Origin of the sequence: Aureimonas pseudogalii (assembly GCF_014196835.1) — a bacterium.
In the GTDB taxonomy this organism is placed as follows: domain Bacteria; phylum Pseudomonadota; class Alphaproteobacteria; order Rhizobiales; family Rhizobiaceae; genus Aureimonas; species Aureimonas pseudogalii.
Genome location: NZ_JACIEK010000001.1, coordinates 381,335 through 401,365, shown reverse-complemented (window position 1 = coordinate 401,365; position 20,031 = coordinate 381,335). Strand labels below are relative to the sequence as shown.

The following is a 20,031-nucleotide window of genomic DNA, read 5'->3' as shown; positions in this document are numbered from 1 at the left end:
GCCCACGGAAGCGACCCAACGATGCGCCTCTTGATCGTCGAGGACGACCCTCATCTCAATCGCCAGCTGGAGGAGGCCTTTCAGGGCGCCGGCTACGTGGTGGATCGCGCCTTCGACGGCGAGGAGGGGCATTTTCTCGGCGATACCGAACCCTACGACGCGGTGGTTCTCGACGTCGGCCTGCCAAAGATGGACGGGATCAGCGTTCTCGAACGCTGGCGGCGGGAGGGCCGCACCATGCCCGTGCTGCTGCTGACGGCGCGCGACCGCTGGAGCGACAAGGTGGCGGGCATCGATGCCGGCGCCGACGACTACGTCGCCAAGCCGTTTCATCTCGAAGAGGTGTTGGCGCGCATTCGAGCGCTGATCCGGCGCGCTGCTGGGCATGCCTCGTCGGAGATCCTGTGCGGTCCGCTGCGCCTCGACACGAAAGCCTCGAAGGCGAGCGTCGACGGCACGCCGCTGAAGCTCACCTCACACGAGTATCGGCTGCTGTCCTACCTCATGCACCACCAGGGGCAGATCGTCTCGCGCACCGAGCTGATCGAGCACATGTACGACCAGGATTTCGATCGCGACTCCAACACGATCGAGGTCTTCGTCGGTCGCCTTCGCCGCAAGATCGGCAACGACCTGATCGAGACGGTGCGCGGCCTCGGCTACCGGCTGCAGCATGGAGCCTGACCCGCGATCGTCACGTCTGAGGGCGGCGGCTTGAAGCGCCGCCGCCGCGACTTTCGCTGGACCGAAAGCCTCGCGGCGCGCGTCGTCGCCCTGTCCAGCCTGTGGGCCATCGCCGCCTTCCTCGTGGTCGCCGGGCTCATCTCCAACCTTTACGAGCGCACCGCGCAATCAGGCTTCGAGGCCGTGGTGCGCGCGCAGCTCTTCAACCTCATCAACGCCATCACCGTCGACGAGAACGGCCTGCTGCAGGGAGTTCCCGACCTCGGCGACCTCGCCTATTCGCAGCCGCTCTCGGGCTGGTACTGGGAGGTTCTGCCGGCGAGCGGCAACACCACCGGACGCCTTGCGTCCTTCTCGCTCGGGCCGGGCCGGATCGACGCACCGACCACGGACGCCGATCCGTTCGACCAGCAATACCGCCGCGACTATCGCATGAAGGGGCTCGACGGCGAGATGCTCTATGTCGAGGAAGCGGAGGTCGCGCTCGACTCCGAAAACCATGCCGCCAGATTTCGCGTGATGGGCAATGCCAGCGTGGTGGATGCCGACATCGCCGACTTCAACCGGATGCTGGCGCTCTATCTCGGGCTGTTCGGGCTCGGCTCGATCGTCGTCAACGCGCTCGCCATCCTGTTCGGCCTGCATCCGCTGGTGGGCGTGCGCCGCGCCTTGGCCGCGGTGCGAAGTGGGGCCGCGGAGCGGCTGCCCGGCTCGTTTCCCGCCGAGATCCGGCCCCTGGCGCTGGAGATGAACGCCCTCATCGACAGCAACCGGCGCATCGTGGAGCGGGCGCGCACGCAGGTCGGCAATCTCGCCCATTCGCTGAAGACCCCGCTCGCCGTCCTGCGCAACGAGGCCGACGCCATCGGCGGCGAAAAGGGCCGCCTCGTCGCCGAGCAGACCGAGGCGATGCGCCTTCAGGTGCAGCACTATCTCGACCGGGCCCGCATGGCGGCGACGGGGGATCTCGCGATCGCGCGCGCGCCGGTCGTGCCGCTGCTGGAACGGCTCCTGCGTGTGATCGAGCGGCTGAACCCTCGGCTCGACGTCGAGGCGGACTGGCCGGACGATGCCGAGGCGATCGTCTTCGCGGGCGAGGCGCAGGATCTCGAGGAGGCGGTCGGCAATCTCCTGGAGAACGCCGCGCTCTACGGCCGAAGCCGGCTCCGGCTTGTGCTGCGCGCGCCGAAGGCCGGTCTCCTGTCCATCGCCGTCGAGGACGACGGGCCGGGACTGTCGAGCGAGGAGATCGCGGAGGCGACGAAGCGGGGGCGTCGGCTCGACGAGACCACGGCCGGCAGCGGTCTCGGTCTTTCGATCGTGGCTGATACCGTTTTGCAATACCGCGGCGACTTTCGTCTCGGTCCGGCCGAAATCGGGGGATTGCGGGCCGAGGTCATCTTGCCTCGCGCGCCCTAGGCGACGATCTCGTGGGGCAGCATCGCACGGCCGTGACGCGGCGATGACAGTGGACCTTCCTATGCGCGGTGCCCGCCCAAGCCTTGCCCTCTTCCTTCTCGTCCCCCTTCTCGGCGGGTGCCTGACGTCGCGCGCGGGCCTGTCGACCCCTGCGCCCCTGCCGGTTTCGCCGAAGGTGCAGGCGCTGCGCGGCAGCATCGCGCCGGTGGCGAGCATCAAGCTCTCCTCGCGCGCCGAGCAGGCGGCCCTCGATGCCGAGTATCAGGCGCTGCAGTTCGGGGCGGTGGGCCAGCCCGTAGACTGGCAGTCCGACGGCGTCACCGGGCAGTTCATCCCCACCCAGCTCTACCGGGTGGGCTCGCAGGACTGCCGTGGGTTCACGCATGTGATCTCGAAGGGTGGAACGCGGGTGAAGCAGGTCGGCAGCGCCTGCCGCTCCGGCGACGACCTCTGGACGCCGGTGGCGTGACGCCTCGTCGCCGCGCCTTGATGCGGAATTGAATGGGTTTGACGCTGCGGGCTTGCTAAGGCTCCCGTCGTCCGCTCCATCCGACCGCGCCGCTGCGACGGCAGGCCAAACGAGAATTCGATGCTGTTCTGGCTGATCGCCGCGTCGCTGACCCTCATCGTGACCGTCTGCGTCGTCGCCCCCCTGTTTCGGCGCGGGCCGCGCGACGCCGTGGCGCGAGAGCGTCATGATGCCGAAGTCTACCGGGCGCAACTCTCAGAACTCGACGCAGATCTCGTCCGCGGCGTCGTTCGCCCGGAGGATGCGGTGGGGGCGCGCGCCGAGATCGGGCGGCGCCTGCTGAGAGCTGCCGGCGAGACGGGCGACGCGGCGTCCCCACCGCGCCGGGCGCGCACCGCCGCCGCCGCAGGCCTCACGGTGGCGCTGCTGCTGCCGGTCGGCACCTTTCTCTTCTACGACCGCGCGGGCTCTCCCGAAATTCCCGACCAGCCTTTCGCCTCCCGCGAGCCGGAAGCGGCTCCGGCGACGAGCCTTGCCACCGTCCTCGCCGAGGTTGAGCGTCGGTTGGCCGCCTCGCCCGACGATGGTCGCGGCTGGAGCCTCGTAGCCCCGATCTATCTGCAGAGCGGTCAGTCCGAGAAGGCAGTCGTGGCCTTCCGCAATGCGCTGCGGCTCGCCCCGGCCACGGCGCAGGCCCAGGCAGGGTTGGGCGAGGCGCTCGTGCAGCAGGCCGACGGGATCGTGACGCCGGAGGCGGAGGCGGCGTTCCGCGAGGCCCTGTCGCTCGACCCGCAATGGCCGCCGGCCCGCTTCTATCTGGCGCTGCAACTGTCGCAGGGAGGCCGGCTGCCCGAGGCGCGCGACGCCTGGTCGGCGCTGATCGCCGCTTCGCCGGCCGATGCGCCGTGGCTGACCATCGCCCGAGCCGCCCTCGCGGACGCGACGTCGCGGCTCGCCGGCGAGCCGCCGAGCGCCGCCCAGCCCGGCCCGAGTGCCGCCGACGTCGCTGCCGCGCAGGATCTGGCACCGGACGACCGGAACGCGATGATCGAGGGCATGGTGTCGCAACTCGCCGCCCGCCTCCAAACCGCCCCGAACGACGTCGAGGGGTGGAAACGTCTCATGCGATCCTACACGGTGCTGGGCGACGTCGACGCCGCGCGCGCGGCCAAGGGACGGGCTGAGGCGGCGTTCCCGCCGGGCTCGCGGGAGCGCGGCGAGATCGAGGCCTTCGCCGGGGGGCTCGGATGGGTGGAACCGGAAAAGACGAGCGACCGATGACCCGCAAGCAGAAGCGCCTCGCCTCGCTCCTCGGCATTCTCGCCGTCGTCGGCACGGCCGCAGGACTCGTGCTCACCGCGCTGTCGGACAGCGTGGCCTATTTCAATTCGCCCACCGATCTCGTGGCACAGGTTCCCGGCGGCGGACAGCGAATTCGGCTCGGCGGGCTCGTCGAGACGGGCTCGCTCGATCGCGGAGCCGGCAAGCCCGTGCACTTCCGCGTCACCGACACGGTGTCGAGCGTGCCGGTGACCTATGCCGGCCTGCTGCCGGATCTCTTCCGCGAGGGGCAGGGCGTGGTGGCCGAGGGGATGCTCGGGCCGGACCAGGTCTTCGTCGCCGACACGGTGCTGGCCAAGCACGACGAGACCTACATGCCGAAGGAAGTCGTCGACGACATGAAGAAGCGCGGCCTCTGGAAGGACGGCGCGGTGGTGGCGAGCGGCGCAGGCGTCGCTGCGGGAGCGGGCATGTGATCGTCGAACTCGGTCATTTCGCGCTCGTGCTCGCGCTCGCGCTGGCCCTCGTCCAGTCGGTGCTGCCGATCCTCGGCTCGCGCCTCGGCGACGCCCGCCTGATGGAGACGGGCGGCGTCACCTCGATCGCCTGTCTCGCCATGCTGGCGCTGGCCTTCGGGGCGCTCACCGCCGCCTACGTGACGTCCGACTTCTCGGTGGTCAACGTCGTCGAGAATTCGCATTCGCTGAAGCCGATGCTCTACAAGATCACCGGCGTCTGGGGGAACCACGAGGGCTCGATGCTGCTCTGGGTGCTGATCCTCGCCCTGTTCGGCGCCCTCGTCGCGCTGTTCGGGACGGATCTGCCGGCGACGCTGAAGGCCAACGTCCTCTCGGTTCAGGCCTGGATCCTCACGGCCTTCCTCCTTTTCATCCTCCTGACGTCCAACCCCTTCATCCGCGCGGTGCCCGCGCCCTTCGAGGGGCAGGATCTCAACCCGATCCTCCAGGACATCGGCCTCGCGATCCACCCGCCGATGCTCTATCTCGGCTATGTCGGCTTCTCGATCGCCTTCTCCTTCGCGGTCGCCGCCCTGATCGACGGTCGCATCGACGCCGCCTGGGCGCGCTGGGTGCGGCCCTGGACGCTGGTCGCCTGGGTGTTCCTTACCGCCGGCATCGCGATGGGCTCCTACTGGGCCTATTACGAGCTCGGCTGGGGCGGCTGGTGGTTCTGGGATCCCGTCGAGAACGCCTCCTTCATGCCCTGGCTCTCGGGCACGGCGCTGCTGCATTCCGCCGTGGTGATGGAGAAGCGCTCGGCGCTGAAGATCTGGACCGTGCTTCTCGCGATCCTCACCTTTTCCTTCTCGCTGCTCGGCACCTTCCTCGTGCGCTCGGGCGTTCTCACCTCGGTGCACGCCTTCGCGGTGGATCCCGAGCGCGGCGTCTTCATCCTCGGCATCCTCTGCGTCTTCATCGGCGGCTCGCTGGCGCTTTTCGCGCTGCGGGCCGGCACGCTCGAAGGCGGCGGGCTCTTCGCGCCGATCTCGCGCGAGGGGGCGCTCGTCGTGAACAACCTGTTCCTGACCACGGCGGCGGCCACCGTGCTGACGGGAACGCTCTATCCGCTGGTGCTCGAAGTCCTGACCGGCGAGAAGATCTCGGTCGGCGCGCCCTTCTTCAACCTCACCTTCGGACCTCTGATGCTGCCGCTCCTGTTCGCGGTGCCGTTCGGGCCGCTGCTCGCTTGGAAGCGGGGCGATCTTCTGGCGGCGGCGCAGCGTCTCTACGCGGCAGTCGGTGCCGCGCTCGTTGCGGTCGTGGTGGTGCTGGCGTTGACGCACGGCGCCAAGATCCTCTCGGCCCTCGGCGTCGGGCTGGCGGTCTGGGTGATGACGGGCAGTCTCGTCGATCTCGCCGCGCGCTCCGGCCTGCCGCGCGTCAAGCCCACGGTTGCCCTGCGGCGGCTTGCCGGTCTGCCGCGATCGGCGTTCGGCACGGCGCTGGCCCATCTCGGCCTGGGCGTCATGCTGCTCGGCATCGTCGGCGTCGGCGCCTTCAACACTGAGACGATCACGACGATGCGCGCTGGCGATACGCTGGAAGCCGGTGGCTACACGGTCCGGTTCGATGGACTGACGCCGCGCGAGGGTCCGAACTATCGCGAGGACGTCGGTCGCTTCACGTTGCTGCGAGATGGCGCCGAGGCGGGGACGATGGAGAGCGCCAAGCGCTTCTACCCCGTCCGTCAGATGCCGACGACGGAAGCCGGCATCCACACACGCTTCTTCAGCCAGGTCTACATCGCTCTCGGCGACACCGCTGCCGACGGCATGGGCACGGTGGTGCGCGTCTGGTTCAAGCCGCTGGTGACGCTGATCTGGCTCGGTGCCGTCGTGATGGCGCTCGGCGGCGTCGCCTCGCTCAGCGATCGACGGCTTCGGGTCGGGGCGCCGTCGCGCCGGCGCGGAGCGGCGACCGCGGCGCTCGCGCCATGATCCGCGCGACGGTCCTTGCGGTCATGCTGGGTCTGGCGACGCTGGGCGGAGCCACATCCGCGCTCGCGGTCCAGCCGGACGAGGTGCTGGCGGATCCCGCGCTCGAGGTGCGCGCGCGCGCCCTTTCCGGCGGCCTGCGCTGCATGGTCTGCCAGAACCAGTCGATCGACGATTCCGATGCGCCGCTGGCCAAGGACCTGCGTGTTCTCGTGCGCCAGCGGCTCGCCGCCGGTGACAGCGACGGCGAGGTGCTCGACTATCTCGTGTCGCGCTACGGCCAGTTCGTGCTGCTACGGCCCCGGCTCGAATGGGAGACGGTGGCGCTCTGGGGGACGCCGGTCCTGCTGCTCACGCTGGGTGCCGGCTTCGCGCTGGCCGCCTCGCGCCGGTCCGGTCGTGCCGACGCCGTGCCGCTGTCGCCGGCAGAGGAGGAGCGCCTCGTCGCCGCCCTGAACCGGCATTCTGAGACGGACGCGCACCTTACCAAGCTTTCATAAGGCTGAAAACTTGCCGTAACGTTGGAGACACTAGGTTCGCATCACAGACGGCACGGCACCTCGGGGCGCCGCCGGCGAAATCGAAGCGAACGAGGTCTCCCATGAGCATCGACATCCACAACAAGACGAAGCGTCGCCTGTCGGGCGCGGTCCTGGCCGCGGGCGTCGCCGGGCTCGCCTTCTCGGGCGGCGTGCTGATGAACATCGTGCCGTCCTTCGCCGAGCCGGTCCGCATCGAACAGCCGCCGCAGGTTCCCGGTTTCGCCGACGTGGTGGAGAAGGTGTCGCCGGCGGTGGTGTCGGTGCGCGTCAAGGAATCGGTGCGCCAGACCGCCAACGATGCCACCAACGAGGCCTCGCCCTTCGAGAACCTGCCGGAAGGTCATCCGCTCCGCCGCTTCTTCGAGTTCGGCAATCCCAACGGTCCGACGATGCCCGGCCAGCGGCCCGAGCAGCGCCGCCGCCCCCGTGAGGGCATGGCGCAGGGCTCTGGCTTCTTCATCTCCGAAGACGGATATCTCGTCACCAACAACCATGTCGTCGAAGGTGGAACGACCTACACGATCGTCATGGACGACGGCACCGAGTACGAGGCCAAGCTGATCGGCGCGGACTCGAGGACCGATCTGGCCCTCCTGAAGGTCGACGCGGCCAACGTGAAGTTCACCTATGTCGACTTCGCGGACGACTCCAAGGTGCGGATCGGCGACTGGGTCGTGGCGGTCGGTAATCCGTTCGGCCTCGGTGGATCGGTGACCTCCGGCATCGTCTCCGCGCGTGGCCGCGACATCGGCGCCGGCCCCTACGACGACTTCCTCCAGATCGACGCGGCGGTGAACCGAGGCAATTCCGGTGGCCCTGCCTTCAATCTCCAGGGACAGGTCGTCGGCATCAATACCGCGATCTACTCGCCCTCGGGCGGCAGCGTCGGCATCGCCTTCGCCATTCCCGCCTCCACCGCCAAGACCGTGATCCAGTCGCTGCGCGACAACGGCAACGTGCAGCGCGGCTGGCTCGGCGTGCAGATCGCACCGGTCACCAAGGACATCGCGGAAGCGCTGGGCCTCGCCAACGAGAAGGGCGCGATCGTCACCCTGCCCGACACCGACACGCCGGCGACGAAGGCGGGCATCCAGACCGGCGACGTCATCACGGCGGTGAACGGCGAGACGATCGGCACCCCGCGCGAGCTCGCGCGCAAGGTCGCCGAGTACCGCCCGGACACGACGATCGACGTGACGCTCTGGCGCAACAATGCCGCCAAGCAGGTGCAGGTGAAACTCGGGAACCTCTCGTCTCTCGACGAGGCGTCCAACAGCTCGGGCGGCGGCTCGCAGGTGCCGGTCAACCCCTCGGCGCTCAGCGGCTACGGCCTGACCCTGACGCCTTCGGACGACGGCAACGGCGTGGTGGTGACGGAGGTCGATCCCGACTCGGAGGCCGCGACGCGCGGCGTCTCGGCGGGCGACACGATCGTCGCCGTCAACGGCCAGGCGGTGAAGTCGCAGCGCGACGTGGAGACCGCCATGAAGGGGGCGCAGACGTCCGGCCGCAAGGCCGCGCTGTTTCAGCTTCGCAACGGCGACCAGAACCGCTTCGTGGCGCTGCCGATCTCGGGCAGCTGATCGCTTCGATCCGGCGCACGGGCGAGTTCATCGAACTCGCCCGTCCTTTCCTTCAACCGATCGCGACGGGATCCGACGATGACGATGGCCGCTCTTTCCCCTACATCCGATCCCATGCGCATTCTCATCATCGAAGACGACCGCGAAGCGGCCTCCTACCTGCTCAAGGCGCTCCGCGAGTCCGGCCATGTGCCCGACCACGCGGTCGATGGCGAGAGCGGCTTCCACATGGCCGATACGCGCGACTACGACGTGCTCGTGGTCGATCGCATGCTGCCCCAGCGCGACGGCCTGTCGGTGATCTCGGCACTGCGCGAAAAGGGCAACACGACCCCCGCGCTCATTCTCTCGGCGCTCGGCCAGGTCGACGATCGCGTCACGGGCCTGCGCGCCGGCGGCGACGACTACCTTCCCAAGCCCTACGCCTTTTCCGAACTCCTCGCCCGCATCGAGATCCTCGGCCGGCGCCGTGGCGGCAAGGAGATCGAGACCGTCTACCGCGTCGGCGACCTCGAGCTCGATCGCTTGTCCCACGAGGTCCGGCGCGCCGGAAAGGTCGTGGTGCTGCAGCCACGCGAGTTCCGGCTGCTCGAATACCTGATGAAGCACGCAGGCCAGGTGGTCACCCGCACGATGCTGCTCGAAAACGTCTGGGACTATCATTTCGACCCGCAGACCAACGTGATCGACGTCCACATCTCGCGCCTGCGCTCGAAGATCGAGCGCGAGATGGGCGAGCCGCTGCTCCACACCGTGCGCGGCTCCGGCTACATCATGCGCGCGGGCGACTGACCGCGCTTGCGTGCCAAGGGTCTTCCGCGCCTGCGCGATCTCACGCGCGTCACCGCCGTTCGCCTTTCGGCGGTCTATCTGGCGCTGTTCGCGGTCTTCGCCGCGATTCTCCTCGTCTACGTCACGGGCACCGCCTCCTCGATCCTCCAGACGCAGAACCGCGAGACCATTTCCGAGGAGATCTCGGAACTCGGGCGGATCTACGGGGGAACCGGCATCGCCGGACTGGTGCGTTCGATCGACCGGCGCACCCGCCAGCCCGGCGCCTCGCTCTACCTCGTCACCGATGTCACCGGGCGCATTCTCGCAGGCAATGTCGAGAGCATCGAGGCCGGCATTCTCGACGATCCCGGCTTCACCGTGCGACCCTTCCGCTACGCCCGCTTCACCGAGAACGAGGCCAACCGCTATCATCTGGCGGTGGCCCAGGTGGTGCGACTGCCCAACGGCATGCGCATCCTCGTCGGGCGCGACCAGACCGATCAGGACCGCATCCGCCTCGTGGTTCGCAACGCGCTGATCCTGGCGCTCGGGCTGATGATGGTGGGCGCGCTCGTCGCCTGGTTCCTCGTCGGGCGCACGGCCCTGCATCGCCTCGACCGCATGTCGGCCTCCACCGCCCGCATCATGGGCGGCGACCTCGGCGAGCGGCTGCCGGTGTCGGGCACCGGCGACGAGTTCGATCGCCTGTCGGAGAACCTCAACCTGCTGCTCGCCCGCATCTCGCTTCTGCAGGAAGGCCTGCGGCAGGTGTCCGACAACATCGCCCACGACCTGAAGACCCCGCTGACCCGGCTGCGCAACCGGATCGAGGCCTCGCTCACCGAGAGCGGCGCGGGCCGCGATGCCCGGCCGGCGCTCGAAAGCATCCTGGCCGAGGCGGACGGGATGATCCGCACCTTCGACGCGCTGCTGATGATCAGCCGTGTCGAAGCGGGGTCGCATCCCGCTCTCAAGACCGAGGTCGACCTTTCCGAGATCGTGGGCGGCGTCGTCGAACTCTACGAACCGCTGGCCGAGGATGCCGGCGCCGTCCTGGTGCTCTCGCAGGCCGAGCCCATCGTCGCCTCCGTCAGCCGCGAGCTGATCGCGCAGGCGCTTTCCAACCTCATCGACAACGCCCTGAAATACGGCGAGACGCCGGATCGCGGGCTCGTCGTCAGCGTCGCCCTGGCACGGCGCGGCGACAATGCGGTGTTGTCGGTCCGCGACAACGGACCGGGCATTCCCGCCGATCGCCGCCATCGGGTGCTCGAGCGCTTCTACCGCCTCGACCAGAGCCGCTCCAAGCCGGGATCGGGGCTCGGCCTCTCGCTCGTGCAGGCGATCGCAGGTATTCATGAGGGCTCGCTGAGTCTCGCCGATGCCGAACCGGGGCTCAAGGTCGAACTCGAGTTTCCGGTGACCGCCCATGAGTCCGTCGACGAGCGCATCTGAACGGGGCGGGGAACTTCTCGTCGGCGGCGATCGGCCGATCTGGCCGCTCTCGCCTTCGGCGGCGCTCGAACGGCTCGCCGATCTCGCCCGGCGTGCCGACGAAGCGGGTCTGGCGTCGCTCTCCTCCCTGCTGCGTGCGGACAACCCCGAGACCGCACGGCTCGGCGCGGTGCTGTCGCTGAGCCCTCATCTCGCGTCCGTGGCCGAGCGCCATCCCGAATGGCTGGATCGCCTGCGCGAGGAGGACGCGGGCGAGCGGATCACGGCGATCGTGGTGGAGCTCGGCGCCGCCGTCCCGGCGGCGGCGACGGAAGCCGATCTCTCGGCCGAGTTGCGACACGCCAAGGTGGAGGCGTCGTTCCTCATCGCCCTGCGAGATCTCTTCGGGGCCGCGGATGCCGCCCGCACGACGCGCGATCTCTCTGCGCTCGCCGAGGCCTGCGTGCGCCGGGCCGTCCGTTTCTGCCTCGCCGATCTCTACCGCCGCGGCAAGCTCGCGCTGCCCGATCTCGCCGATCCCGAGCGCGGAAGCGGGTTGTTCGTTCTCGGCATGGGCAAGCTCGGCGGCGAGGAGCTCAACTATTCCAGCGACATCGACCTCGTCATCCTGTTCGATCCCGACGCCGAGGCGATTCTCGACCCCGCGGAAAGCGTCGATCTCTATTCCCGGCTGGCGCGCCGGCTCGTGAAGATGATCGGCGAGCGCACCAAGGACGGCTACGTCTTCCGCACCGACCTGCGCCTTCGCCCGGATCCTTCCGCCATGCCGCTGGCGATCCCCGTGCCGACGGCGCTCGTCTATTACGAGAGCGCGGGGCGTGACTGGGAGCGCGCCGCCATGATCAAGGCACGGGCGGTCGCGGGCGATCCGGCGGCGGCGGTGTCCTTCGCGCGCGAGATCGCGCCCTTCGTCTGGCGCCGCTACCTCGATTTCGTCGCGATCGGCGACATCCGCGCCATGAAGACCCGCATCGATCGCCATCGCGGGTTCGAGGGCATCGCCGTCGCCGGCCACAACGTGAAGCTCGGACGCGGCGGCATCCGCGAGATCGAGTTCTTCGCGCAGGCCCAGCAGCTCATCGCCGGCGGCCGCACGCCCGGTCTTCGCGTCCGCCGCACCGACGAGGCGCTGCGGCGGCTGGCGGCGGATGGCTGGATCGACGCCGCGGTCGCCGACGAGATGACCGAAGCCTACTGGTTCCTGCGCCGAGTCGAGCACGCCGTGCAGATGATGGCGGACGAGCAGACCCACACGCTGCCGGGCGGGGGCGACGATCTCCTGCGCGTGGCGCGCCTCTGCAATTTCGAGACGCTGCCGGCCTTCGAGGACGCGCTGCTCGATCGGTTGCGCCGGGTCGAGGCCCGGTTCTCGGCGTTGTTCGCCGAAGGCGCGCGCGAGGCGACCGTCAGCGCCGAAACGGCCGCCCTGATCGCCGACGAGGCCGATCCGGCGGCGCTGCACTGGCTTGGAACGCTCGGCTTCACCCGCCCGTCCGACATCGGGCGCATTGTCCATCGCTGGGGCGCCGGGCGCTACCGCGCCACGCGGGCGGAAGCGGCGCGCGAGCATCTGGCGCGCGTCCTCCCCTCGCTGCTCCAGGCCTTCGCCAAGGGCCCAGCGCCAGACGAGGCGGTGGCGGCCTTCGACCGGTTCCTTGACGGGCTGCCCTCCGGCCTTCAGTTCTTCTCGCTCATCGCCTCCAATCCTCGCCTGCTCGATCTTCTGGCGTTGATCATCACCGCCGCGCCCAATCTCGCCGAGACGATCGCGCGGCGCCCGCACGTCTTCGACGCGCTGCTCGATCCCGCCTTCTACCGCGAGATGCCGACGCGCGAGGTGCTGGAAACGCGTCTCGAAGCGTTCCTCGCCGACGCCCGGCATCTCGAAGAGCGGCTCGCGCGGCTGCGCATCTTCGCCTCGGAGCAGCGCTTCCTCATCGGCGTGCGTCTCCTGTCCGGCGCCATCGAGGGGGAGGCGGCCGGTCCGGCCTATTCCGAGCTGGCCGAGACCGTTCTGCGGTCGGTGCTCGCCAGCGTCGAGGCCGAGTTCCGGCGCGCGCATGGCCATGTCGCCGGGGGGCGGCTCGCGGTGCTCGGCCTCGGGCGGCTCGGCTCGCACGAGCTGACGGCGACCTCCGACATCGACCTGATGCTGCTCTACGACCACGATGCCGACGCCGAGGCCTCGGACGGCGAGCGGCCGCTGCCGGTCTCGACCTACTACATGCGCCTGACGCAGCGCCTGATCGCCGCGTTGAGCGCGCCGATGGCCGAGGGCGTGCTCTACGCCGTGGACTTCCGCCTGCGCCCCTCCGGCAACAAGGGTCCGCTCGCCACCCATATCGACGCCTTCCGCAAGTACCAGGCGGAAGCCTGGACCTGGGAGCGCATGGCGTTGACGCGCTCGCGCGCAGTGGCGGGCGACGAAGGCCTTCGGGCCGAGATCGCGCTGGCCGTGCGCGACGCCATCTCGGCGCATGTCGGCGATCCCCTGCTCGGCTTCGACGTCGCGGACATGCGGGCCCGGCTCGACGGGCAGAAGCCGTCCCGCGGGCCCCTCGACCTCAAGCGCTCGCCCGGCGGCGCCACCGACATCGAGTTCCTGGCACAGTGGGGCCTGATCGCCGGTCTCGTGCCGCTGGACCGCATTGGCGAGCCGACCTCGCACGGTCTGGCGGACGTCGTCGCGGCCCACCGCGACCGACCCTTCGTCGAGGGGCTGGCGAGCGCCGAGCGCGACACGACGCGGGTGATGCAGTTGCTGCGGCTGGGGCCGGAAAAGGCCTATGGCGTCGGCTCGCTCCCGCAGGGCCTCGCCGAGCGCATCGCGCGGGCGCTCGATCTCGCGGTGCCCGAGGCGATCGAGCCGCACCTGCGCGAGACCGGGGAGCGCGTGCGAGCCGCCTTTGCCGAACTGGTGCCGTTTCAAGGTGCGGGCGAACGTATGCCGGACTGAACCGGCGGCCGCGTCAGGCGGCGCGGGAGAGAGGCATCGGGGTCGCCTCGATGGCGAGTTCCCGCGCAAAGGCCGGCAGGCGGAACGAGATCGCGGTGCCGCGCCCCGGCGAGGAGGCGATGCGCATCGTGCCGCCCTGCAGCTCGATCAGGGAGCGGGCGATGGCAAGGCCGAGGCCGGTGCCCTTGTGGGTTCGCGTCAGCTCGTTCTCGACCTGCTCGAACGGCCGCCCAAGGCTCTTCAGCGCCTTGCGGGGAATGCCGATGCCGTCGTCGACGATGGTGATCACCGCCGTCTCGCCCTGGCGGCGGGCGCGGATGCGCACGGTGCCGTGGTCGTCGGTGAACTTCACGGCGTTGGCGATGAGGTTGAGAAGGATCTGCTTCGTCGCGCGGCGATCGCCGAGAAGCGGCAGGATGCCCGGCGTCTCGATGGAGAGATGCAGGTTCTTGGCCTGCGCCTGCACCTCGACGATCTTCATCGCCTCGCCGAGGATCGCCGGCAGATCGACGCATTCGCTGGCGATGGCCATGCGGCCGGCCTCGATCTTCGACATGTCGAGAATGTCGTTGATGAGCTTCAGCAGGTAATGGCCGCTCTGGTGGATGTCGGAGGCGTACTCGGTGTATTTGGCGTTGCCGATCGGCCCGAAGCTCTCCTCGTGCATGATCTCGGAAAAGCCGATGATGGCGTTGAGCGGCGTGCGCAGCTCGTGGCTCATGTTGGCGAGGAAGGTGGTCTTGGCCTGGTTGGCGCCCTCGGCGCGGTCCTTCTCGATCAGATAGTTGCGGTTGAGCTCGGCCAGCTGGCGGGCCTTCGCTTCGGCGTCGCGCCGCGAGGCCGACAAGTCGTTGATCGTCGCCATCAGCCGGCGTTCGCTGTCGCTCAGCCGCTCCTGGTGCACCTTGAGCTGCGTCACGTCCGTTCCGATCGAGACGTGGCTGCCGTCGCCCATGCGTCGCTCCGACACCTGCAGCCAGCGGCCGTCCGCGAGCCGCGCCTCGGCGGCGCGCTCGCCGAGCACGAAGCTCGGGCTCGTCAGCTTGCGCTCCTCGATCGGCTTGCGGGCGCGCGCGCGCACCATGTCGAAGGAGGTTCCCGGCTCCACGTCCGCATCGGTGAGGCCGAACACCTCCTGATATTTGGAGTTGCAGAGCACGAGCCGGTCGTCGGCATCCCAGAGCACGAAGCTTTCGGAAATGTTCTCGATGGCGCTCTGCAGGCGGGTGTTCGCCTCGTCGGTCATGCGGGCGAGGATCTGGTTCTCGCTCACGTCCACGGCGACGCCGATGAGGTGGATCTCGTTGTCGCGGTTGCGCACCACCTCGGCGCGGGCTCGCAGCCAGAGGAACTGCCCGTCGACCCGGCGCATGCGGAACGAGCGCTCGAAATGGCCGACATTGCCGGACGCGATCTGCCGGGCGAACTCGAAGAAGGACCCGTCGTCGGGGTGCAGGAGCGCGGCGACTTCGGCGAAGGGCAGGATGCCGTCGCGCGGCGCCATGCCGAGGATCTCGTACATCGAGCGCGACCAGTACATGCGCCCGCGCGCCAGATCCCAGTCCCACAGGCCGCAGCGCCCGCGCGACAGCGCCGTGTCGACGCGCCGGTGCTGCTCGACCAGCATCTCGTCGGCGGTCGAGGCGCGCGTCGCCTGCCGGAAGTAACCGAGAAGAATGGTGAGGAGCACGAGGGCGGTCACGCTGAACAGGGTGACGTTCAGCGATACGGAGCGACGCCATTCGGCGTAGAGCGCGGTCTCGTCGCGCGCCAGCACGACGCTGCCGAGCGGGCCGCTGAGAAGGGCCGCCGAGGCCAGCGCGCTGTGCTGGTTGAGACTGACCGTCATCACCCCCGCGCGCTCGCCGAAGACGACGAGCGGCTGGCTGCCGTCCAGCATCCCGTCGAGCTCGCGCCCGAGCAGCGCCTCGAAGCCTGGCGTCGTCTCGACGATGCGGCCGTCGTCGTCCGAAATGAAGGCTGCCAGCCCTTCGTCTCGAAGGAAGAGCGGCAGGGCGCTGGTGAGAAGGATGTTGGCGCGCGTCGCCATGTCCGCGACCTCGGGCCCCATCGCGGCGTCTTCCGCCCGCACCAGGCTGGCGGCGATGCGAAGCTCGTTCGTGGCACGCGCCTCGATGTCCTGGCGCTCCTCGACGAGCGCGAGAACGCGCGTGAAGGCCAGGAGAAACAGGAATCCGATCACGAGATACGGGATGGTGGCGCGGATGCCGGGTTCGAAGCGTGCGATCTGTTCGCCGATCGGACCAGGCGATCGCCCGAGGGCGGCTTGAAGCGTCTTGCCGGTTCCTGAAACGAGAGACGCGAACGCCCTCGTCGGAACGCCTGTCGCGTTCAAACCCATATTCACCGACCCCTCGACCGCCCGTGGATCCGAACTCCGCCAGCTCGAACCACGAGGGTCAATGAATCAGAGGGGGACTCGCTTGTCCAGAACCGCGAGTCGGCATCGTCAGCGCAGGGCAATCCTCAGATCTTGCTGTTGCCCCCGATCCACAGGACTTCTCCCCGGTTTTCCTCTCGCGTCGTTAATGAAACGTGAACGCCGCGATCAAGCGAGGGTCCGCTCGACGATGTCGGCGAGATCGCGCGACAGGTCCGGTCGCGCCGCCAGGCTCCGGAGCGCCTCCATCGCCAGAGACTGCCGCCGCGGCTCGAAGGAGCGCCACGAGCGGAACGCCGTGGCGAGGCGCGCCGCGGTCTGCGGGTTCAGCCGGTCGAGCGCGACGAGCTGGTCGGCGACCCAGCGGTATCCGGCGCCATCCGCCCGGTTGAAGGCGCGCTGGTTGCCGGTGGCGAGGCCGCCGATCACCGCGCGGGCGCGGTTGGGGTTGGCAAGCTGGAACAGCGGATGCCCGATCAGCCGCTCGGCGGCCTCCACCGCTTCCGGCACCGGCGCGGTCGCCTGGAGGGTGAACCATTTGTCGATGACGAGCGCGTCGCGCTCATAGCGCTCGAAGAAGGCGTCGAGCGCCGAGCGGGTGCGCGCCTCGGTCGCGAATCGATGGGCGAGGAGGGTGAGCGCCGCCAGCCGGTCGGTCATGTTGTCGGACGCCGCGAACGCCGCGTGGGCGAGGTCCGGCGAGCCGGAGGCGATCGACAGCGGCAGGAGAAGCGCGTTGCGCAGGGCGCGCCGGCCGACCGCGGCGGCGTCCGGGCTGAACGGACCCGTCGCCGCAGGCGCCTCGTGCACTCGCGCGAACGTCGCTTCGCCCCGCCGGGCCAGAGTCGTCAGGGCCGCCTCACGCGCCTCGTGCACGGCTTCGGGATCGACGTTCTGGCCGACGAGCCGCGCGATCTCCGCTTCGCCGGGCATCGCGATCATCTGCGCCCGCAGCGCCGGCTCGAGGCGCTCGTCCTCGGCCGAGGCGATGATCGCGTCGACGATGCGCGCGTCGAAGGCGGCGCTCTCGCCGGCCGCTCGCGCGATCGAGGCGTTCCGCAGATGCTCGCCCACGAGATCGGTCAGCGCGCGCCAGCGACTGAAGGCGTCGGGGTCGAGCCGCGCGAGGCGCAGGCGATCCTCCTGCCGCTGCTCGAAGCGCAGCGTCACCGGCGCCGAGAACCCCCGCAGCACCGACACGAGCGGCCGCTCCGCCAGACCCTCGAAGACGATCTCGGCCGAGGGCGTCGTCAGATGGATGACGTCGCCGTCGATCTCGGCGCCCCCGGCGGCCGGTTCGGCGACGAGGTCCGCGCCGCCCTCACTCACGAGGCCGAAGCGCACGGGAATGTGCATCGGCTGCGTGCCGGTGCCGGCCGCACCCCGCTGCAGATCCTGCTCCAGCCCGAGCGTCAGGCGGCCGTCCTCGAACCGCTCGCGCACCGTCAGCGTCGGCGTCCCCGCCTGATGATACCAGAGCGCGAACTGCGAGAGGTCGATCCCGCCCGCCTCCTCGAAGCAGGCGAGGAAGTCCTCCATCGTCGCCGCGTCGCCGTCGTGGCGCGCGAAATAGAGGTCCATTCCCGCGCGGAAACGCTCGGCCCCGAGGATCGTCGCGATCATGCGCACGAGCTCGGCGCCCTTCTCGTAGACGGTGGCCGTGTAGAAGTTGTTGATCTCGCGGTAGCGCGTCGGGCGCACGGGATGCTGCAGCGGCCCCTGGTCCTCGGGAAACTGCTGAGCCTTCAGACCGTGCACCGAAGCGATGCGCTTGACCGCCGCCGAGCGCTCGTCGGCCGAGAACTCCTGGTCGCGATAGACCGTGAGGCCCTCCTTCAGGCAGAGCTGGAACCAGTCGCGGCAGGTGATGCGGTTGCCCGTCCAGTTGTGGAAATACTCGTGCGCGATCACCGTCTCGACGCCGGCATAGTCGCCGTCCGTCGCCGTGTCGGGGTCGAGCAGCACGTATTTGTGGTTGAAGACGTTGAGCCCCTTGTTCTCCATCGCCCCCATGTTGAAGTCCGAGATCGCGACGATGTTGAAGATGTCGAGATCGTATTCCCGGCCGAAGCGCGCCTCGTCCCAGCGCATCGAGCGCTTCAACGCGTCCATGGCGTAGGCGGCGCGCGCCGACAAGCCCGTCTCGGTGTAGATCGCCAGCGCCACGTCGCGGCCCGAGGCGGTGACGAAGCGGTCGGTGAGAACGTCGAGATCGCCGGCCACGAGCGCGAAGAGGTAGGAGGGCTTGGGGTGCGGATCGTCCCATACCGCGAAGTGCCGTCCCCCGCCGAGATCGCCAGCGTCCTGCGGATTGCCGTTCGACAGGAGCACCGGGGCCGCCGCCCGGTCCGCCTCGACCCGCACCCGGTAGGTCGCCAGCACGTCCGGCCGGTCGAGGAAATAGGTGATGCGGCGAAAGCCCTCTGCCTCGCATTGCGTGCACCAGACCCCGCCGGAGCGATAGAGCCCCATCAGTTGCGTATTGCCCGCCGGATCGAGGCGCGTCGCGATCGTCACCTGAAAGCGGCCGGCGGCGGGAAGCTCGCGCAGCGTCAGCCGGTCGGGCGTCGCATCGAAGCGCGGCGGCGCGAGCGCCTCGTCGCCGAGCCACACCCCGGTCAGCGTCAGGTCGTCGCCGTCGAGCACGAGCGGCGCGGCGGGGTCGGTGCCGGCGCGGCGCTCCAGCGTCAGCCGCGCCTCGATCTCGGTGGTCTCCGATCCCAGGCGGAACACGAGATCGACGTGATGGACCGCGAAATCCGTCGGCCGGTAGTCCTCGAGGCGGATCACCTGTCCATCGTCGTTGCGCATGTCTCGTCCCTTTGCCTCGCCTGTGGGTGCCAACCCGATAGCGTCGAACCCGAAGCTTGCCAACTCGGCGCCGCGCGGGATCACGCGATCATTGCAAAGGGAACCGAACGTGTTGGCGGGCGCGCCCCTGGCGCTCGACGCGCCGGATCGCAGTCCCTATGACCGGGCGGGAAGGGGACGGGGAGCGGGCCGCCCCTCGCATCGCCCCCGCGCCGTCCCGTCCCGCGAAGTGCCGCCATGTCCTCCGTTCCTGCGTCCGCCCCCAACCCGATGTTGGGGATCGGCCTGAAGATCGTCTCGGTCGTCGTCTTCGTCGGCATGCAGACGTCGCTGAAGTCGGTGGGCGAGGGGCTTCCGGCCGGGCAGCTGGTGTTCTTCCGCTCGTTCTTCGCGCTCGTGCCGGTCGCGATCTACCTTCTCTATCTCGGCGACCTCAAGACGGCGCTGAAGACCGACGATCTCGGCGGCCACTTCCTGCGCGGCGCCATCGGCGTCACCTCGATGGGTCTCGGCTTCTACGCGCTGGCGCGGCTGCCCTATCCCGAATGGATCGCCATCTCCTACGCCTCGCCGCTGCTCTCGGTGGTGTTCGCGGCGATCTTCCTGAAGGAGAGGGTGCGCGCCTATCGATGGGGGGCCGTGCTGGTCGGGCTCTGCGGCATCGTGGTCGTCGCGGTGCCCAACTTCACGCTGGGCACGCAAACGCTGCGCCCCGAATACGCGATCGGCATGCTCGCCTCGCTCGGCGGGGCGGCGGTGGCTGCCGTGGCGATGATCCAGATCCGCCGGCTGGTCCGCACCGAGCGCACGCCCACCATCGTCGTCTACTTCTCGCTGACGTCGAGCCTCCTCGCCCTCGTCACGCTCGTGTTCGGCTGGGTGTGGCCGACGCCGCAGCAGATGGTGCTGCTGGTTCTGGCGGGCCTCTGCGGCGGCGTCGGCCAGCTCCTGCTGACCGCCTGCTACCGCTACGCCGACACCTCGACCATCGCGCCCTTCGAATACACCTCGATGCTGCTCGCGATCGTCGTCGGCGCGCTGCTCTTCGGCGAGAGCGCCAGCGCGACGACGCTGCTCGGCGCGGCGATCGTGATCGCGGCGGGGGTGTTCATCATCTTTCGCGAGCACCGGCTCGGGCTGGAGCGCCGCCGCGCCAGGCAGGCGGGAACGCCGCAGGGCTGATGGACGACGCGGCAGCGAG

General features: G+C 69.4%; 14 protein-coding genes. 12 read left to right on the top strand and 2 right to left on the bottom strand.

All coding sequences use genetic code 11. From position 1 onward, the window contains the following. The first annotated feature begins 21 nt into the window (after nt 1–21). From GGR04_RS01905 to GGR04_RS01855, 11 genes are all read left to right on the top strand, one after another. A complete protein-coding gene (locus GGR04_RS01905) occupies nt 22–684 on the top strand; it encodes a response regulator transcription factor (RefSeq protein ID WP_183197288.1) in 663 nt (220 codons plus the stop codon). A gap of 30 nt (nt 685–714) precedes the next feature. Continuing rightward, nucleotides 715–2,103, top strand: coding sequence for an ATP-binding protein (locus tag GGR04_RS01900; RefSeq protein ID WP_183197286.1), 1,389 nt, complete (start codon nt 715–717; stop codon nt 2,101–2,103). Nucleotides 2,104–2,164: 61 nt separating this feature from the next. Further along, on the top strand, nt 2,165–2,572 hold the full coding sequence (locus GGR04_RS01895; RefSeq protein ID WP_183197284.1) for a hypothetical protein: 408 nt from the start codon (nt 2,165–2,167) through the stop codon (nt 2,570–2,572). A gap of 120 nt (nt 2,573–2,692) precedes the next feature. After that, complete coding sequence (gene ccmI, locus GGR04_RS01890; protein WP_183197282.1) at nt 2,693–3,853, top strand: c-type cytochrome biogenesis protein CcmI; 1,161 nt, start codon at nt 2,693–2,695, stop codon at nt 3,851–3,853. Further along, nucleotides 3,850–4,329, top strand: coding sequence for a cytochrome c maturation protein CcmE (gene ccmE, locus GGR04_RS01885; protein WP_183197280.1), 480 nt, complete (start codon nt 3,850–3,852; stop codon nt 4,327–4,329). The genes ccmI and ccmE overlap by 4 nt, the downstream gene beginning before the upstream one ends. Further along, nucleotides 4,326–6,311 (top strand): heme lyase CcmF/NrfE family subunit, encoded by a 1,986-nt coding sequence (locus GGR04_RS01880; RefSeq protein WP_183197278.1) that lies wholly within the window; start codon nt 4,326–4,328, stop codon nt 6,309–6,311. Before ccmE ends, GGR04_RS01880 begins: the two co-directional genes overlap by 4 nt. After that, nucleotides 6,308–6,808, top strand: a complete 501-nt coding sequence (locus tag GGR04_RS01875) for a cytochrome c-type biogenesis protein (RefSeq protein ID WP_183197276.1) — start codon at nt 6,308–6,310, stop codon at nt 6,806–6,808. The genes GGR04_RS01880 and GGR04_RS01875 overlap by 4 nt, the downstream gene beginning before the upstream one ends. Before the next feature lie 101 nt (nt 6,809–6,909). Then, entirely contained in the window at nt 6,910–8,433 is a 1,524-nt protein-coding gene (locus GGR04_RS01870) for a Do family serine endopeptidase (protein ID WP_183197274.1), read from the top strand. Nucleotides 8,434–8,511: 78 nt separating this feature from the next. Continuing rightward, nucleotides 8,512–9,225: a response regulator transcription factor gene (locus GGR04_RS01865; RefSeq protein ID WP_183197272.1), complete on the top strand. Its 714-nt coding sequence runs from the start codon at nt 8,512–8,514 to the stop codon at nt 9,223–9,225. A gap of 6 nt (nt 9,226–9,231) precedes the next feature. Further along, the gene (locus GGR04_RS01860; RefSeq protein ID WP_183197269.1) at nt 9,232–10,662 is read left to right on the top strand and encodes a sensor histidine kinase; all 1,431 of its coding nucleotides are present in this window, start codon (nt 9,232–9,234) and stop codon (nt 10,660–10,662) included. Continuing rightward, the gene (locus GGR04_RS01855) at nt 10,637–13,618 is read left to right on the top strand and encodes a bifunctional [glutamine synthetase] adenylyltransferase/[glutamine synthetase]-adenylyl-L-tyrosine phosphorylase (protein WP_183197267.1); all 2,982 of its coding nucleotides are present in this window, start codon (nt 10,637–10,639) and stop codon (nt 13,616–13,618) included. Before GGR04_RS01860 ends, GGR04_RS01855 begins: the two co-directional genes overlap by 26 nt. Nucleotides 13,619–13,631: 13 nt before the next feature. Here the strand turns inward: GGR04_RS01855 and GGR04_RS01850 are convergent, their stop codons facing one another. After that, complete coding sequence (locus GGR04_RS01850) at nt 13,632–15,980, bottom strand: PAS domain-containing sensor histidine kinase (RefSeq protein ID WP_183197265.1); 2,349 nt, start codon at nt 15,978–15,980, stop codon at nt 13,632–13,634. Between the two features lie 207 nt (nt 15,981–16,187). Next, nucleotides 16,188–18,830: an aminopeptidase N gene (gene pepN, locus GGR04_RS01845; RefSeq protein ID WP_183197263.1), complete on the bottom strand. Its 2,643-nt coding sequence runs from the start codon at nt 18,828–18,830 to the stop codon at nt 16,188–16,190. A 237-nt stretch (nt 18,831–19,067) separates the two neighbouring features. On the opposite strand from pepN, the gene GGR04_RS01840 reads away from it, so the two are divergent. After that, nucleotides 19,068–20,012 (top strand): DMT family transporter, encoded by a 945-nt coding sequence (locus GGR04_RS01840; protein WP_246392620.1) that lies wholly within the window; start codon nt 19,068–19,070, stop codon nt 20,010–20,012. Nucleotides 20,013–20,031 lie beyond the last annotated feature (19 nt).